General features: G+C 69.1%; 13 protein-coding genes. 7 read left to right on the top strand and 6 right to left on the bottom strand.

What is annotated here, in order from left to right:
- Positions 1-100 precede the first annotated feature (100 nt).
- A complete protein-coding gene (locus ACGFY9_RS05570) occupies positions 101-1,981 on the top strand; it encodes an MFS transporter (protein WP_393752244.1) in 1,881 nt (626 codons plus the stop codon).
- 3 nt (positions 1,982-1,984) lie between these two features.
- Here the strand turns inward: ACGFY9_RS05570 and ACGFY9_RS05575 are convergent, their stop codons facing one another.
- Positions 1,985-2,824: a hypothetical protein gene (locus ACGFY9_RS05575; RefSeq protein ID WP_393752246.1), complete on the bottom strand. Its 840-nt coding sequence runs from the start codon at positions 2,822-2,824 to the stop codon at positions 1,985-1,987.
- Positions 2,825-2,905: 81 nt separating this feature from the next.
- Between ACGFY9_RS05575 and ACGFY9_RS05580 the strand changes: the two genes are divergently transcribed.
- Both ACGFY9_RS05580 and ACGFY9_RS05585 read left to right on the top strand, forming a co-directional pair.
- Positions 2,906-3,694 (top strand): SDR family oxidoreductase, encoded by a 789-nt coding sequence (locus ACGFY9_RS05580; RefSeq protein WP_393752248.1) that lies wholly within the window; start codon positions 2,906-2,908, stop codon positions 3,692-3,694.
- Positions 3,695-3,829: 135 nt separating this feature from the next.
- On the top strand, positions 3,830-5,407 hold the full coding sequence (locus ACGFY9_RS05585) for a sodium:solute symporter family protein (RefSeq protein WP_393752250.1): 1,578 nt from the start codon (positions 3,830-3,832) through the stop codon (positions 5,405-5,407).
- 6 nt (positions 5,408-5,413) lie between these two features.
- Here the strand turns inward: ACGFY9_RS05585 and ACGFY9_RS05590 are convergent, their stop codons facing one another.
- Together ACGFY9_RS05590 and ACGFY9_RS05595 are read right to left on the bottom strand one after the other, a co-directional pair.
- On the bottom strand, positions 5,414-6,535 hold the full coding sequence (locus ACGFY9_RS05590) for an ADP-ribosylglycohydrolase family protein (RefSeq protein ID WP_393752252.1): 1,122 nt from the start codon (positions 6,533-6,535) through the stop codon (positions 5,414-5,416).
- A 763-nt stretch (positions 6,536-7,298) separates the two neighbouring features.
- A complete protein-coding gene (locus ACGFY9_RS05595) occupies positions 7,299-7,724 on the bottom strand; it encodes an ATP-binding protein (protein WP_393752254.1) in 426 nt (141 codons plus the stop codon).
- A 113-nt stretch (positions 7,725-7,837) separates the two neighbouring features.
- On the opposite strand from ACGFY9_RS05595, the gene ACGFY9_RS05600 reads away from it, so the two are divergent.
- Positions 7,838-8,650: a helix-turn-helix domain-containing protein gene (locus tag ACGFY9_RS05600; protein ID WP_393752256.1), complete on the top strand. Its 813-nt coding sequence runs from the start codon at positions 7,838-7,840 to the stop codon at positions 8,648-8,650.
- On the top strand, positions 8,647-8,838 hold the full coding sequence (locus tag ACGFY9_RS05605) for a DUF397 domain-containing protein (protein ID WP_393752258.1): 192 nt from the start codon (positions 8,647-8,649) through the stop codon (positions 8,836-8,838). Before ACGFY9_RS05600 ends, ACGFY9_RS05605 begins: the two co-directional genes overlap by 4 nt.
- 17 nt (positions 8,839-8,855) lie before the next feature.
- Here ACGFY9_RS05605 and ACGFY9_RS05610 read toward each other — a convergent pair whose 3' ends face one another.
- Positions 8,856-11,276: a tetratricopeptide repeat protein gene (locus ACGFY9_RS05610; RefSeq protein ID WP_393752842.1), complete on the bottom strand. Its 2,421-nt coding sequence runs from the start codon at positions 11,274-11,276 to the stop codon at positions 8,856-8,858.
- A 178-nt stretch (positions 11,277-11,454) separates the two neighbouring features.
- Here ACGFY9_RS05610 and ACGFY9_RS05615 point away from each other — a divergent pair, with 178 nt between their 5' ends.
- Positions 11,455-11,958, top strand: a complete 504-nt coding sequence (locus ACGFY9_RS05615) for a DUF2165 domain-containing protein (protein WP_393752260.1) — start codon at positions 11,455-11,457, stop codon at positions 11,956-11,958.
- Here ACGFY9_RS05615 and ACGFY9_RS05620 read toward each other — a convergent pair.
- Together ACGFY9_RS05620 and ACGFY9_RS05625 are read right to left on the bottom strand one after the other, a co-directional pair.
- Positions 11,951-12,502: a hypothetical protein gene (locus ACGFY9_RS05620; protein ID WP_393752843.1), complete on the bottom strand. Its 552-nt coding sequence runs from the start codon at positions 12,500-12,502 to the stop codon at positions 11,951-11,953. The two genes, ACGFY9_RS05615 and ACGFY9_RS05620, sit on opposite strands and share 8 nt — an antisense overlap.
- 93 nt (positions 12,503-12,595) lie before the next feature.
- Complete coding sequence (locus tag ACGFY9_RS05625) at positions 12,596-15,181, bottom strand: bifunctional FO biosynthesis protein CofGH (protein ID WP_393752262.1); 2,586 nt, start codon at positions 15,179-15,181, stop codon at positions 12,596-12,598.
- Between the two features lie 338 nt (positions 15,182-15,519).
- On the opposite strand from ACGFY9_RS05625, the gene ACGFY9_RS05630 reads away from it, so the two are divergent.
- Positions 15,520-17,064 (top strand): CehA/McbA family metallohydrolase, encoded by a 1,545-nt coding sequence (locus ACGFY9_RS05630; RefSeq protein ID WP_393752264.1) that lies wholly within the window; start codon positions 15,520-15,522, stop codon positions 17,062-17,064.
- Positions 17,065-17,069: the final 5 nt, after the last annotated feature.

The raw sequence follows: 17,069 nt of genomic DNA on the forward strand, positions 1-17,069 counted from the left end.
GGGGCACGTCGCCGGTCGAGCGGGACGCGGCGTCGAACAGGCCGGGAACGGGACGGAACGCGGCCGGGAACAGAAGACGGGACACGGGGAGTGCCTTCAGGTGGCCACAGCGGAGCCGACACGTGCCGACGATGCCGATCCGGGCCCGGTGACCGGCCCGCGAATACGCGTGCCCGCGCACACCGCGCCAGATGACGCGGCGGACAGCGCTCAGCACACGGACGACGGCCGAACCCGTGGGAACAGCACACGCCTGACGCGGTTCGTCGACCGTCTCCGCGCCCCCTTCCTCCGCCACCCGGTGATCGGCTTCACGCTCCTCTCCGGTGTCCTCCACGTCGTCTGGTTCTTCACGTTCGCGAACAGTGGCGGCGACCTCGCGGCGCAGGACGCGTGGGCGGAGTTCGTCGGCCGCCACCCGGACTCGGCGTACAACCTCGCCTGGTACGGCGGCATGCACCCGGTGTCGTACAGCGTGGTCTCGCCGTATCTGATGTCGGTCCTCGGTGTCCGTACGACGATGATGATCGCCGGGACGATCTCGGCGGGCCTGCTCACCATGATCCTGATCCGCAGCCGCTCGGTGAAGAACCCGCTGTGGGCCTCGCTCGCGGGCGTCTTCGCGCTGCTGTGCAACGCGGCGTCGGGCCGGGTGACGTACGGCCTGGGCCTGGTGTTCGGGCTCGGCGCGGTGGCCGTGGTGTTCTGCTGGCCGTACCGCTGGCGCTACAAACGCTGGGCGAAGGCCCTGTGCGCCGCGCCGCTGGCCGCGCTCGCGACCATGTCGTCGCCGGTGGCCGGGCTGTTCGTGGGGCTGGTCGCCGTAGCCCTGTTCCTGCAGAAGCGGCGTCCCGGCGCGTGGGCTCTCGGGCTCGCGCCCGCGGCCGTGGTAGCCGTGTCCGCATGGCTGTTCCCGTTCTCCGGTACTCAGCCGATGCTGTTCGGGTCGATGATCCTGCCGCTGGCGTCCGGGGTGATCGTCTACTTCCTGGTGCCGCGCGAGTGGACGACCGTACGGATCACGTCGGCCGTGTACAGCATCGGCGTCATCCTGGTCTGGCTGGTCAGTTCGCAGATCGGCTCGAACATCAGCCGGCTGGCGATGCTGTTCGCCGGGGTGGCCCTGATCGCCGCGCTGCCCTTCGCGGTGCCGCGCTCGCGCAAGTGGTACGCGATCGCGCTGGCCTTCGTCGGCTTCAACGGGTGGATCGGCTTCAAGTCGGTCGACGACGTCATCAACACCGCCCCGGCCGCGTCCTGGTCGCACGAACTCGCGCCGCTCGTCAACGAACTCCAGACCGTCGGCGCCGAGCGCGGCCGCGTCGAGGTCGTCCCGGCCCGTTCCCACATCGAGGCCTCCGCCCTCGCGCCGTACGTCAACCTCGCGCGCGGCTGGAACCGCCAGGCCGACATGGAGCGCAACCCGCTCTTCTACGACGACACGCTCAACTCCGCCAACTACCACGAGTGGCTTCAGCGTTGGGCCGTGCACTACGTCGTGCTGCCCAAGGACAAGCCGGACGGTGACGGCGGTGAGCGCGAACGGGCCCTGGTGCAGCGGGGGATGCCGTATCTGAAGCAGGTCTGGGGCGACGCGAACTGGCAGCTGTTCCAGGTCACCGACCCGGCGCCGCTCGCCGAGCCGAACGCGGTCGTGGACCGGGCGGAGCAGGGCGAGTTGACCATTGAGGTGAAGAAGAAGGGGCGGATCCTCATCCGTATCCCGTACTCGCCGTGGCTGAGCATCGTCGACGCGAAGGGCAAGAGCCTCAAGCCCCCGCAGGAGACCGACGCGTCCAAGCACCGCGCCGAGGGCACGCCGAAGACGTACGACAACCTCAACGGGTGTCTGATGGAGACGGAGGAGGACTCCAAGGGCGACAAGTGGACGATGTTGCTGGCGCCGAAGACGGGGACGTATCGGCTGGCGGCGCCTTACCAGTTGCCTCGGGGTACTCCGTGTCCGGATGAACTGAAGTAGTGGTCAGCGGAGTTGGTCCACGTACCTGTCCGTGCCCGGCACCGTCGGGATGAAGGGTGCCACCAACTCGACGCGCCCCAGGCCCGATTCGGCCACCGGCGTCTCCAGGTCCGCGAAGTACTCCTCCCAGCAGTCGCGCGGGTCCGCCTCCAGGAACCACAGCAACGTGAGCCGGGTGTCGACCCCCTCGACCTGCTTGACGTAGGTCATGCGGTCGCCCGGCAGTGGGGTCGGCCGGAAGACGGTCACCATCGCGGCCGGTGACCCGGCGAGCCGCTTGGGGAGGTGCCGGGAGCGGAGCCACTCCAGCAACTCGGCGCGCTGCTCGGCCGATTCACTGTCGACGACCTCCAACACCAGCCCGGCGTAAGGGTGGTCGAGGGCGTGGAAGTCCCTCGGTCCTGCCGCGCCGTCGCGGTAGACGGTCGCCTCGTGGTCCTGGAACGCGGTGAAGACGTGCGTACGGTCCTGGTAGACGCGGCCGTCGCGGTTGAGCCGTTTGTTGATGCCGACGGTCCACTTCATGTGGTCGTCGTAGCGGCCTTCGGTGACCCAGTACGTGGAGAGGTAGCAGCCGGCGGTGACGGGCTCGGCGACGGCCGACTTCTCGGGCCGGCGCAGGAGTTGGAGGTCCCGGGTGGCGATCCAGCGGCGGCCTGAGTACATCCAGGGCATGGCCATCGCGCCCGCGTAGTAGTGGTCGTCCTCGTACCAGCGGTTGTAGGCGTACTCGTGGCCGGGATGCGGTTCGACCATGGTGATCAGCGCATGCCCCGGCCGGACTCCGTACGGTCCTACGGCTGCCAGTTCGGCGTACACGTCGCTCCGGGTTTCCTCGCCCACGTCGCTCCCCTTCCGTCCTCCGCCGGTCGCCCATACTCTGACGCCCCGTCAGATAAATCGCCAGACCCCGGGAGGGATCGGATGTCGCTGCTCGCGGGCAAGACCGTCGTCGTCTCGGGGGTCGGTGCCGGACTCGGCCACCAGGTCGCCGCCGCCGTGGTGCGGGACGGGGGGAACGCCGTCCTCGGCGCGCGCACGGAGGCGAATCTCGCCAAGTCGGCCGCCGAGATCGATCCGGACGGCACGCACACGGCGTACCGGGCGACGGACATCACGGACGAGGGGCAGTGCGAGGCGCTCGTGGCGGTGGCGCGGGAGCGGTTCGGGCGGGTCGACGCGGTGGTCCAAGTGGCCGCGTGGGACAGCTACTTCGGCGGGGTCGAGGACGCGGACTTCGCGACCTGGCAGTCGGTGATCGACGTGAATCTGCTGGGGACGCTGAAGATGACACGGGCCTGCCTGCCGGCGTTGAAGGAGGTGGGTGGCGGCTCGGTCGTCTTCATCGGGACGCAGTCGGCCGTCGCCGCGCCCTCACAGGTGCGGCAGGCGGCGTACGCGGCGTCGAAGGGGGCGCTGACGAGCGCGATGTACTCGCTGGCACGGGAGTTGGGGCCGTCCCGGATCCGGGTGAACACCGTGCTGCCGGGGTGGATGTGGGGGCCGCCGGTGGAGGCGTACGTGCAGTTCACCGCGCACACGGAGAAGGTGCCGGAGGCGGAGGTGCTGCAGCGGTTGTCCGACCGGATGGCGCTGCCCGAGCTGGCGACGGACGGGGATGTGGCGGACGCGGCGGTGTTCCTGGCGTCGGACCGGGCGCGGGCGATCACGGGTCAGTCGTTGCTGGTCAACGCCGGTGAGCTGATGCGATGAGTTCACATAGCTGAACACGGAACATCAATCCGAACGATTTTACTCCCCCTTGACCGCACGCTTACTTGTCGTGCTCACGCGCGACCGCCCACGATGAGCCCCGGGCTGAACCGGCTCAATCGTGGGAGGGCGCATATGAACGGGCTCGACTGGGCCGTGCTCATCGGCTATTTCGGCGTGATGGTGGCGATCGGCGTGTGGTCGCACAAACGCGTCGACAACGTGAGCGACTTCTTCACGGCCGGCGGGAAGATGCCTTGGTGGCTGTCCGGCATCTCGCACCACATGTCGGGCTACAGCGCGGTGATGTTCACCGGCTACGCGGGCATCGCCTACACCTACGGCGTCACGTCGTTCATCACCTGGTCGTTCCCGATCGCGCTGGGCATCGCCATCGGCTCCAAGCTGTTCGCGCCGCGCATCAACCGGCTGCGCTCACGGCTCCATGTGGCGTCCCCCTTGGAGTACTTGAAGAACCGCTACAACCTCAAGACCCAACAGGCGCTCGCCTGGTCCGGGATGCTGCTGAAGATCGTGGACGTGGCGGCCAAGTGGGCGGCGATCGCGACCCTGTTGTCGGTGTTCACAGGTGTGTCCCTGAACCAGGGCATCCTCATCACCGGCGCCATCACGGCGGTCTACTGCACGATCGGCGGTCTGTGGGCGGACGCGCTGACCGAACTCGGCCAGTTCGTCATCCAGTTGCTGGCCGGCGTCTCCATGTTCGTGGCCGTCGTACTGAAGTTGAACGACAAGGGCATCGGCTTCCTCGGCGCCTGGGACGAACCCGCCCTCCAGGGCCACGGCAAACCGCTCGTCGGCCCCTACGGCACGGTGTTCCTCCTCGCGTTCCTCTTCATCAAGCTCTTCGAGTACAACGGCGGCATGCTCAACCAGGCCCAGCGCTACATGGCCACCAAGAGCCCCTACGCGGCGGAGCGTTCGGCCCGGCTGTCGGCGGCGCTGTGGCTGATCTGGCCGACGGTCCTGTTCTTCCCCATGTGGATGTCACCGCTCCTGGTCCACGCGCAGAAGCCGGACGGCTCCGACTCCTACGGCCTGATGACCGAACAGCTGCTGCCGCACGGCCTGTTGGGCCTGGTGGTCGTCGGCTTCTTCTCCCACACGATGGCGATGTGCTCGTCCGACGCGAATGCGATCGCGGCGGTCTTCACCCGGGACGTGGCACCGGTGGTCTCCGCCAAGGCCCGCGCGTGGAACGACCGTTCGGGCCTCATCGCGGCCCGCGTGACCACGGTCGTCTTCCTCGGTCTGTCGATGGCGGTGGCCACCCAGGTCAACTCGCCCACGTTCAAGGACATCATCACGGTTGTCATCAAGTGGGTCGCGGGCTTGATGGGCCCGATCGCGATCCCGATGATGCTGGGTCTGCTCCGCCCGTTCCGCAGGTCCGGTCCCACGGCGGCGCTGACGAGCTGGGCGGCGGGCCTGTTCGCCTTCTGGCTGGTCAACTACCCGATCAACTGGGAGGTGGACGGCGGGGTACCGCTCCAGTACCAGGTGTCGATACCGCTGGCGGTCTCCCTCGTCCTCTACATCCTCATCGGCTATGTGAAGCCCGAGGACACCCCGGAACGGGACGCGCTGATCGAGAAGATCAACGGCGGCGGGGACGACGACGGGGAGGCTGCGGCGGTTGCGGTACCGGCGCAGGCGGGCGCGGGAGACGACGTGGTGGGCAGCCAGTCGTAGCTACGGCTACGCGCCTCTGGGGTATCTGGCGATCCAACCGGGGGCGGACCCGGCGGGCCCGTGCAACGCGGGCCCCTGGGTCATCTCCACCGCGAAGTCATCGGCGAGCACGAGCAACGTGGGACGGCCCTCCAGCTCGGCCAGCCAGGCCGGCGGGAGGGCCGTCTCGCCGTGCAACGCCCCGAGCAGCCCACCGGTGAGCGCCCCGGCAGTCCCGGAGGGCCCACCCTGATTGACGGCCAGACACAGCCCGTGCCGTACGTCCTCGCCGACGAGCGCGCAGTAGACAGCCCCCGCGAGCGCCCCGTCCGCGTTCCCCTCCCCCACGAGTTCCTCGACCCGCGCGGAGGTGGGCATGCCCTGCCGTACGGCGCCGAGGGCGCGCTGGAGCGCGACGGAGACGGGCTGATGCCCGGGTCTGGCGGCCAGCAGCCCGAGCGCCCGTTGCACGGCGGCGTCGAGGCTCTCACCGCGGGCGAGCCCATGCACGATGACGGCGTAGGCGCCGGCGGAGAGATACCCGACGGGATGCCCATGGGTCTGAGCGGCACACTCCACGGCGAGCTGCATCACCAGCTGAGGCTCCCAGCCCACAAGCAACCCAAAAGGCGCGGAACGAGCGGCGGCTTCCCCTCCCACCTCGCCAGGATTCTTGGGCGCGTCGAGCGTCCCCATCCGCTCATCGCCAAACCCCAGCAAACAAGCCCGAGTTGGATCGCGCCGCGCATAGAGCCACTCCTCACGCGCAAGCCATCCATCATCCTTACGCCGCTCATCGGGCCCCCAGTCGTGCTGGGTCGCGGCCCACCGCAAATAGGCCCGATGCAGATCGGTAGGCGGATGCCAGGCCCCGGTATCGCGCCGCACCTGCGCCCGAATCAGCCCGTCAACGGTAAAAAGACTGAGCTGCGTGAGATGAGTGACGGCCCCCCGCCGCCCGTACCCGAAGGCGAGATCTACGACGCCCTCCGCACCGTAGGCCTCCCGGATCTCGTCGATCGCCAACAGGTCCACGGGTGCGCCGAGCGCGTCCCCCACGGCGGCCCCGAGCAGTGTCCCCCGCACCCGACTGCGGAAGTCCTGCTGCTCGACCCGACCCCAGACGGCCGCGGTTGCCGTACTCACCAAGGCCTCCTCGGGCTCCGTCTATACGTACGAGTCAGTTCAGCACTGTAATCGAACGGGGACGGTGGGTTGAGGGGGTCGATCGGTATACGCGGAGTTGGACCTACCTGTGTCGGAGACGTGAACGTCGGGCCGCCAGGCACGTATGCCCGTACCTGTACTGCGTTGCGGGCCGGTACGGAGGGGACGCGCTCGCGTCTCGCCAGCACGCCACCTCGGCTCAGCGGCCAACGGTGGGTGGGGGGTTACTGGAAGCCGGGGGTAAATCTAACCACCGTAACGAGCTTTGGCTGGTTAGAAATTACCCCAGCTTCCAGGGAGTGCAGGGTCGGTGGCACGGCGACAAGGAGGGGAAGGGGCCCGGGCGGGGGAGGCGGGTCGGGGAAGTGTGACACTTCCGCCAGGACTGTCACACTTCTGCGGACTGGGTCCCCCAGGGAGAAGCGCTCGTGTCCGTCGCGTCAGTCCCCACCCACTCACCGTTGGCCGCTAAACCCGCCCGGCGTGCTGGCGAGACGCGACCGCGTCCCTCCACACCGGCCAGCAAGACAGTTCAGGCATGGGCCTTCATGCCTGGGCCACCCATCCCTCGGGGCCGCCCGCTCGCTTCTAAGACGGGCTGGAGTGCACCGAGTCAAGGGTGGAGCGAAGCGGAATCGCCGCAGGCGACGCGTAGCGCCCTTTACTCGGGGCGCGGAAGCCCGACACTGGCCAAGAAGCGGGCGGCCCGACGTTCACTCCACAGCTCAGGACCACAGCAACCCCCTCACCTCCGCCCCAACACGAGTTCGGCCCACACGGTCTTGCAGGGGGTGGGTGCCTCATCGACACCCCAACGCTCCGCGTACGCGGCCACGAGCAGCAGCCCGCGCCCCGATTCCGCCCACACCGCGGCCGAGTTCGGGACATGGGGGACCAAATCGCCCCGGGCGTCCGTCACCTCGATACGGAGCGTGCCGAATGCGTCGAGCCGTAGGGCCAGCCTGAAATCGCGCCCGGGTACCCGCCCGTGCAGGACGGCGTTCGCGGCGAGTTCGGCGACAACGTGTTCCGCGGCGTCGGACGGCACTTCCCAGTCGGCGAGTTGACGTTCCGTGAGGAGACGGGCGAGGCGGGCCCCCCGGCGCGTTGCGGACAACAGCACGGTGAAGTGCCGTACCAGGGTGGCGGCTTGGGTGATTTCTTCATTCACATCACTCAGCGTGGCCACTCCTGTCTACCCTGAACAGCGTTCATGTCGGTACGGAGCGCGACTGTCCGGGTGCTGTCCGGGGTCGTCCGGCTCATGCACGAGAGGTGGGCGGTGTGGAGGACGAGGAGTCGGCGGCCGTACTGAAGGCGGTAGGCCGTCAGATCAAGATGTGGCGGGAGGCCGCCGGGCTGTCGCAGACGGAGTTCGGGGTCGAGATCGGGTACAGCGCGGAGATGGTCTCGTCGGTGGAGCGGGGGCGGCGAGCGCCCAAGCCGGAGTTCCTCGACAAGGCGGACAAGGTGTTGAAAGCGGTCGGCAAGATCTCCGCGATGAAGGAGGACGTGGAGAAGGCCCGGTACCCGAAGAAGGTCCGGGATCTGAAAAACCTGGAGGACGAGGCCGTAGAGCTGGGGGCCTACGACAGCCACCAGATTCACGGGCTGCTGCAAACCCCGGACTACGCAAGGGAGTTGTACGTCATGCGACGGCCCGCGTACACGGAGGAGGAGATCGATCGGCACGTCACCGCGCGCGTGGCACGCAAGGCCGTCTTCGAACGCAAGCCATCGCCGCTGCTCACCTTCGTCCAGGAAGAGGTGACGCTACGGCGACCTCTCGGAGGCAGAATGGTGCTGCGGAAACAGCTTGAACACCTCCTGGAGATCAGCAAGTTGCGCCATGTGGAGATCCAGGTGATGCCTACGGACCGTGAGGACCACGCGGGTATGGCGGGCTCGATCCGGCTGCTGAAGCTCCTCGCCGGCAAGACACTCGGGCACTCGGAAGGTCAGCTCCACAGCCGACTAATCAGCGATCCCAAGGAAGTTCAGGTCCTGGAAATGCGCTATGGCATGATCCGGGCGCAGGCTCTCACCCCACGGGAGTCCCTGGCCTTCATCGAGAAAGTAATGGGAGAAGAGACATGACCTCCGCGCTGAAGTGGTTCAAGAGCAGCTACAGCAGCAACGACGGCCCTGATTGCGTCGAGGTCGCGGTAGTCGCCACCGATGCCACAGTCCACGTACGCGACTCCAAAGACACGCAGCGCGCCCAACTCGCCTTCGCGGATGCCTCGTGGACCGAGTTCGTGTCGTTCGCCGGAGTATCCCGGTAATTCGATTACCCCGAAGCTCAGTTGGCAGCGGAGCGGTGATCATCGGGCCCGTCGTTCGAGGTGGGCGCACCGAGTCGCCGGCACACGGTCGTCCGCCACTCCGCGGCCCAGGCGTACGAGGGTTTGAGTTCCAGAGCCCGGTCCAGGTCGGCGAGCGCCTCCTCGTCGCGGCCCAGATTGGACAGGCTCGCGCCGCGGCTGGCGTACGCCGACGCGTAGTCAGGGTCGAGGGCGAGGGCACGGTCGTAGTCGGCGAGCGCCTCCTCGTCGCGGCCGGCCCTACGGAGGGCGTCACCGCGTTCGCAGAGGCCCCAGGCCCAGTCGGGTTGAAGCGGGAGCGCGCGGTCGAGGTCGGCCAGTTGGCGTTCGTGGTCGCCGAACGCCCGCCACACCCGTGCCCGGCGGGCAAGTGCCCAGGCGTAGTCGGGCTTGAGTTCCAGCGCACGGTTCAAGTCCGAGAGAGCCATGTCGAGTTCGCCGAGGAAGAAGCGGGTGGCGCCTCGGGACGCCCAGGCGAAGTCGCTGGTCGGATCGAGGCGGATGCCCTCGTCCAAGTCCCGCATCGCCTCGGCATGGTGGCGTGCGATGCGGTGGTGTTCACCGCGCAGGATGATGTTGTACGCGTTGTCCGGCTCCAGGGCCACGACCCGGTCAAGGTCACGGAGTGCGGCATCGTAGTCGCCCATTCCACCTCGGGTCACCGCCTTCGCCCGGTGGGCTCGCACGAGGTCCGGGTCGAGCGCGAGGGCACGGTCGTAGTCGTCCAGAGCCTGCTCGTAGTCACCGGCCCGGCCGAGGGCGTCGCCTCGGTGCGCCCACGCCTCCGCTCGCCACCGTTCGTCCCCGCGCGTGCGGCTCAGCAGCGACTGGAGCAGACCGGCCACCCCTCCGTCCGCGAACGCCTCCGTCAGGGCGCGCCCATACGTCCGTACGGCTTCCGCGTCCGTGTCCTCACCCGCATCGGCCACGAGCCGTACCCAACGGCGCACCACGTCCTCCCCGTTGGAGCAGGCAGTGACGATGTCGGCGGACACCGTCGCGGGCGCGGTCCGAGGCAACGCGCACATGGAGTGGTAGGACTCGGCCAGCCGCAGTTCGCGCCACTCCTCGTCCGACCGGAACTCGTGGGGTTCCCTGGTCTCTTCGGACTCTTCGCGCCACCTGGCGAAGACCTCGGCGAGCCGTGCGTGCCGCTCGGTCCAGCCGCGTGGGGAGCGGCGGCGCTGCAGGCGGAGCATCGGCTCGCGCACCAGGTGGTGATAGCGGACGCGGTCGCCCCGGTCATCCACGAAAGGCAGCCCGCGCAGCCAGGTGAACAGCGCCTCCGCCTCCTCGTCCGGGCATTCGACAGCGGCCCGGAACACGTCCATGTCCAAGCTCCGGGGCAACGCGCACGCGAGCGCCACCGCCCGGCGCACCGGGTCGTGTTCCCATCTCAGGAAGCGTTCGACCGCCGTGGCGCTGGGGTCGCCCACGTCGTCCGGATCGGCAGGACGCTGTTCGGCCAGCGTCGACACCAGCACCGGCAGTCCGCCCGTGAGACGCAGCACCTCCTCGACCACGGGCTCGGCCACGACCCCTTTGCCGGCGAGCAGTCCCCGGGTCTCCGCCTCCGTGAACGGGCCGAGCGGCACATCGGCCACGAAGTCCGCGAAACCGCCCCAGCGAGCGGTGTCGAAGGAGTGCTGGCCGGCGGTCACCATGACGACCGTGGCCGGGAGGAAACCGTACAGGTCGCTCGTCATCACCTCATGCAGCCAGCCGTCGAGAAACGGCCCCGTCCGCTCGTACGTGTCGAAGAACAGGACGATCCAGGGGACCCGGGACGCCACGTCGGCGAGTTCGCCGAGCATGACCGGCGTGAGGACGCGTTCCGGTGACAGAACCAGTTGCACGTCCTCCTGATTGCGGAAGCTCGCGCTGAGGCCCGCTCTCAACCGATCTGCCCCCTGGGCGAGTTGGGTGGCGTCGAACGCACCCGCGAAAGCGCCGGCCCCCGGCACCATGCCGAGTCCGACCAATCCGGCCCGCGCCGCCACCATGCTGCTCGCCGACGGCCCGTCCGGCGCCGGTTCGAGCATGGCTACGACAGCCGCCTCCGCCTCATGCCGTCGCTCTCGATGCGCGGCGAGCAGTCGCTCCAGCTCCTTGAACCGGTGTCCCTGCACGGCGAACTGACGACTGATCACCGCCATCGCCTCCGGCACACTCCCGACACTCTCGTCGACGTACGCCGTCAGCGCGCCCACCTCCCGCGCGACGTGTTCCAACTCCCGCACCAGGAACGTCTTCCCGACTCCCGCATTGCCGTGCACGTGGAAGAGGAACCGGTGCCGCTCGTCCTCGGGCGCGATCCCGAAGTTGGCCCGGAACGCGGCCCGTTCAACACCCCGCCCCACGAAACCGGCCCGCCTGCGCTGCCGGATCAGCTCCTGCATCGACGGCCGCGCCTGCGCCACCCGTACGCCCCCTCGTCAGCCCGCCCACCGGAGTCCGTGCGGCACCATTCTCGCCCAACGACCGCGCCCCCGCCGGACTGTCGTGACAGTGGGACGGGCCAGAGTTCCGAGTGGGAGCAAGCGGTGAGCATCTCTCCGCACGGGGAAGGAAACTGCCATGACCACCCCCACCTCGCGCACCGCAACCCGTCTCGCCGCCACCCTCCTCACCGCCACCGTCGCCCTCTACATCGCCCTCGTCGCCTTCGGGAACATCACCGACTTCGGAACCAATCAGCAGTTCGTGCGGCATGTGTTGGCCATGGACACGACGTTCAAGGACGACGATCTGATGTGGCGGGCGGTGACCAGCAAGGGGCTGCAGGACGCGGCTTATGTGGTGATCATCGCGTGGGAGACCCTTGCCGCGCTCGTGCTGATCTACGGGACCTGGTTGTGGGTTCGGCGTGATGACGAGCGGGCGCGGCGGTTCTCCACGTACGGGCTGCTCATGCTCATGGTGTTGTTCGGGGCCGGGTTCATCGCCGTCGGGGGCGAGTGGTTCTCGATGTGGCAGTCGAAGGACTGGAACGGGCTGGAGGCGGCGACCCGGGTGTTCCTGTTGAGCGGGGTCGTGCTGGTCGTCGTTCAGCTCACGGAGGGCCGGACGGCGACTACTTGACCACGATGACCTTCGTGCTCGTCGTCCCGAACGTCCACAGTGCCGCGCCGTCCGCCTTGCCCATGCGGACGCCGCCCGTTTCCTTGCCCGCCGCCGGCGGGGGCGAGGAGCCGTCCAGCGCGTTGGAGAAGGCGATGTTGAGGCCGGACTTGGTGGCGAAGTAGACGATGTTCTCGATCTGGACGCCGTCGGAGCCCGTCGTGGCGTCCTTGCGGACCGACACCGTGTACGTGCCCGGGTCCGGGCTCACCGTGCCCGGCCAGACCGCGAACGTACGGCCCGCCTTGTCGCTCGCGTCGACCAGCCAGACCCGTTTCTGGCCGACGGCGTAGACGATGCGCCGCCCGGTACCGGAGGAGGCCGGTACCGCGGCGGCCGTCGCGTGCGGCTTCGGGGACGTGGACGCGTGTGCGGACGCCGAGGCGCTCGGGCGGGCGGCGGACGCCTTCGGGTGCGGGCCCTTGTCGGCCTGGACGGCCAGGACCGTGACCGCGGCGATCGCTCCCACCGTCAGACCGGTCACCCAGACCTTGGAGGCAGGCACGGGCACGCATCTCCTCAGCTACTCACAGCCCCCACATCCCGATCGAACAGGGGTCGGATCATCGTACCGGCCCCCGTCCAGCCCTCCTCCCGCTCAGTCCAGCACCGGCAGCAGCTCCGGCAGGTGTCCGTCCGAGACGGAAGCGGCCCGCTGCCGCTCCTCCGACACCTCGCCGTAGAGGGTGGTGCGCGGCCTCGCCGGGCGGCCCGCCAGCTCCGCTACGGCCACCAGGTCCCGCACCGACTTGTACGAGCCGTACGACGAACCCGCCATCCGCGAGATCGTCTCCTCCATCAGCGTGCCGCCGAGGTCGTTCGCCCCGGAGCGCAGCATCTCCGCCGCACCCTCCGAGCCCAGCTTCACCCAGCTCGTCTGGATGTTGGGGATGTGGGGGTGGAGCAACAACCTCGCCATCGCCACCACCGCCCTGTTGTCCCTCATCGTCGGGCCCGGCCTCGCGATCCCCGCCAAGTACACCGGCGCGTTCGTGTGGATGAACGGCAGCGTCACGAACTCCGTGAAGCCGCCCGTGCGTTGCTGGATACCGGCCAGGGTTCGGAGGTGGCCCAGCCAGTGGCGCGGCTGGTCCACGTGGCCGTACATCATGGTCGAGCTCGACCTGATGCCCAACTCGTGGGCCGTCGTGACTACTTCGATCCACGTCGCCGTCGGCAGCTTGCCCTTCGTCAGGACCCAGCGGACCTCGTCGTCGAGGATCTCCGCCGCCGTACCGGGGATGGTGTCGAGGCCCGCCTCCTTCGCCGCCGTCAGCCACTCGCGGATCGAAAGGCCGGTCCGTGTCGCGCCGTTGACGACCTCCATCGGGGAGAAGGCGTGGACGTGCATGCCGGGGACGCGTTCCTTCACCGCCTTCGCGATGTCGAAGTACGCCGTGCCGGGCAGGTCGGGGTGGATACCGCCCTGCATGCAGACCTCAACTGCCCCTACCTCCCAGGCTTGTTGGGCCCGGTCCGCCACCTGGTCCAGGGAGAGCGTGTACGCGTCCGCGTCCGTACGGCGCTGTGCGAAGGCGCAGAAACGGCAGCCCGTGTAGCAGACGTTGGTGAAGTTGATGTTCCGCGTGACGATGTACGTCACCTCGTCGCCGACCACCGACTTCCGTACGTCGTCCGCGATCCGCGTCAGCGCGTCCAGCACCGGGCCGTCCGCGTGCAGCAGCGCGAGGGCCTCCGCGTCGGTGAGCTTCGTCGGGTCGTCGGCCGCCGTCGCCAGTGCCTGCCGTACGTCAGTGTCGATGCGCTCGGGGACCATGCCGGGCGCCGCCGCCTCGCGCAGGGCGCCCCAGTCGCCGTAGACCTCGTCGAAGTCGTCACGGCGGTCGGACGTACGGCCCTCCGTGTCGATCGTCGTGTGGAGATCCGTACGGCCCGACGCTACGAACGCCTCCTCCGGCTCCTGCCACGCGTGGCCCTCGACCACCGCGTCCTCACGGGCGAGTCCCGTCTCCGGGTCCGCCAGTGCCCGTACATGCGGCAGCAGGCGCGGGTCCAGCCAGGGTTCGCCGCGGCCCACGAACTCCGGGTAGACGCAGAGGCGTTCGCGGAGTTCGAAGCCCGCCTCCGCCGACTGTTCCCGCAGCAACTCGATCTGGGGCCACGGGCGTTCGGGGTTCACGTGGTCGATGGTGAGAGGCGAGACCCCGCCCCAGTCGTCGATGCCCGCGCCGATCAGACGCTTGTACTCGGAGTCGACGAGGTTGGGGGGTGCCTGGATGCAGGCCGCCGGGCCCATGATGTGCCGGGCCACCGCGACCGTCGCCACCAGCTCGTCCAGTTCCGCGTCCGGCATGCCGCGCATCGCCGTGTCCGGCTTGGCGCGGAAGTTCTGGATGATCAGTTCCTGGATGCCGTGGTAGGAGCGGGAGATCTTGCGGAGTGCGAACAGGGAGTCCGCGCGCTCCTCGTACGTCTCGCCGATGCCGATCAGGATGCCGGAGGTGAAGGGGACGGACGAGCGGCCCGCGTCCTCCAGCACGCGCAGCCGTACGGCCGGTTCCTTGTCCGGGGAGCCGTAGTGCGGGCCGCCGGGTTCCGACCAGAGCCGGGTCGCCGTCGTCTCCAGCATCATGCCCATGGACGGGGCGACCGGCTTGAGGCGCTGGAAGTCCGTCCAGGTCATCACCCCGGGGTTGAGGTGCGGCAGCAGGCCCGTCTCCTCCAGGATGCGGATGGAGATGGCGCGGACGTACGCGATCGTGTCGTCGTAGCCGTGCGCGTCGAGCCACTCGCGCGCCTCCGGCCAGCGGTCCTCGGGCTTGTCGCCGAGGGTGATCAGGGCTTCCTTGCAGCCGAGGGCCGCGCCCTTGCGCGCGATGTCGAGGACCTCGTCCGGGGACATGAACATCCCGTGTCCGGCGCGGCGGAGCTTGCCGGGGACGGTGACGAAGGTGCAGTAGTGGCACTTGTCGCGGCAGAGGCGGGTGAGGGGGATGAAGACGCTCTTCGAGTACGTGATCATGCCGGGGCGGCCGGCCGTCGCCAGGCCCGCGTCGCGCACCCGGGCGGCGGACGCGGTGAGGTCGTCGAGGGCCTCGCCGCGCGCCTGGAGCAGCACCGCCGCTTCCGTGACGTCGAGGGCGACGCCGTCACGGGCGCGTTTGAGGGCGCGACGCATGGAGTTCTCGGTCGGGCCGGTTCCGGAGCTCGCGGGAGTCGTCATCCTTCGAGCATACGATCGGTCTGATCAGGCCAAAGAGGGACGGCCGATTCGTTCCTGCCGGGCAGTCGTCACACAGTGTCACTTGCAGAGGGGCGGCCGTGCCCCGTAAGGGGCGCGGGGACTGCGCGACAAGCCCCCACCGGCCCGCAGGTTCACTACGGCGCTTCGACCGGAGACAACCCCGCCCCGACTCCGTCCCCTGCCGACTCCGGTTTCCCGACACCCGCCGATTCCCTGCCCTTGCACGGGAGTTCACAGCCGACTATCAGAGTCGTACGGGTCACCTCCGCTCACCTCCGCGCCATCCCTGTCACTCACGACACCCCGGGAGCAGCAGCATGTGCGACGACGACCACGGAAACGGCGATCACGACTTCGGGATGAACAGACGCGCGCTGTTCGTGACGGGCGCCACCGCCGCGCTTACGTTGGGAAGCGTGACCTTCGCGAGCGGTGCGGCGACCCCGGCGAGCGGCGCCCAGGAGACGCGGACGGTACGGGGCACGCTCCCGACCGGTTCGCCCGACTTCGTGTACGTGCCCGTCGAGGTCCCCACGGGGGTCAGCGAGATCAAGGTGGCCTACACGTACGACAAGCCGTCCGTCCCGGCCGGCACCCAGGGCAACGCCCTCGACATCGGCATCTTCGACCAGCACGGCACGGACCTCGGCGGCAAGGGTTTCCGGGGCTGGTCGGGCGGGGCCCGCACGGAGTTCTTCATCCGGGTGGACGACGCGACGCCCGGCTACATCCCCGGCCCGGTGCGCGCCGGCACCTGGCACGTCGCGCTGGGCCCGTACACCGTCTCCCCGCAGGGGCTGTCGTACGAGCTCACGATCACGCTCACCTACGGCGAACCGGGCGTCGCCCCGCGGCCGGTGTACCCGCCGGAGCGGGCGAAGGGGCGCGGGCGGGCCTGGTACCGGGGTGACTGCCACCTGCACTCCTGGTACTCCGACGGGCGCCGCACCCCCGCCGAGATCGCGGCGCTGGCGCGGGCGGCGGGCCTGGACTTCATCAACACGTCGGAGCACAACACCCAGTCCTCGCACCCCCATTGGGCCTCGGAGGCGGGCGACGACCTGCTGATCATGCTGGGCGAGGAGGTCACCACGCGTAACGGTCACGTCGTCGCCCTCGGCACCGAACCCGGCACGTTCATCGACTGGCGCTACCGAGCGCGCGACAACCGCTTCGGACGGTTTGCCCGCGAAATCCGGCGCGCCGGCGGCCTGGTCGTCCCCGCCCACCCGCACGCCACCTGCATCGGCTGCGCCTGGAAGTTCGGCTTCGGCGAGGCGGACGCCGTCGAGGTGTGGAACGGCCCCTACACGCCCGACGACGAGGTCGCCCTCGCCTCCTGGGACGCGACGCTGGTGGCTTCCGTACGGGAGAACCGCGAGTGGCTCCCGGCGATGGGCAACAGCGACGCCCACCGCGACCCCGACGCGATCGGCCTGCCCCAAACGGTCGTCCTGGCCGACGACTTGACGAGGGACGCGATCCAGGACGGCCTCCGTGCGGGCCGTTCCTACGTCTCCGAGTCCAAGAACCTCTCCCTCACCTTCACCGCGTCCGGCGGCCGGGCCCAACACGCGGGAATCGGCGAGCGGTTGAGGGTCGACGCGGACACCCCGGTCACGCTACGGCTGGAAGCCACCGGCGCCCCGCGCTGCACCGTCCGCTTCGTGACCGACCAGGGGGTGCTGTTCACCAGCGATCCGCTGTCGGTGAGCGGGGCGGGGACCGTGGAGTGGCACACGACGGCGTCCTACGCGGCTTACGTACGGGCCGAGTTGAGGCACGAGACGGCGGCGGGAACGGTACCGGGGGCGCTGGCGGCGTTCACGAACCCGATCTTCCTGGGCGAAGCCGCGCGGTGAACCGG

Source organism: Streptomyces sp. NPDC048504, from assembly GCF_043200035.1.
Taxonomy (GTDB): Bacteria; Actinomycetota; Actinomycetes; order Streptomycetales; family Streptomycetaceae; genus Streptomyces.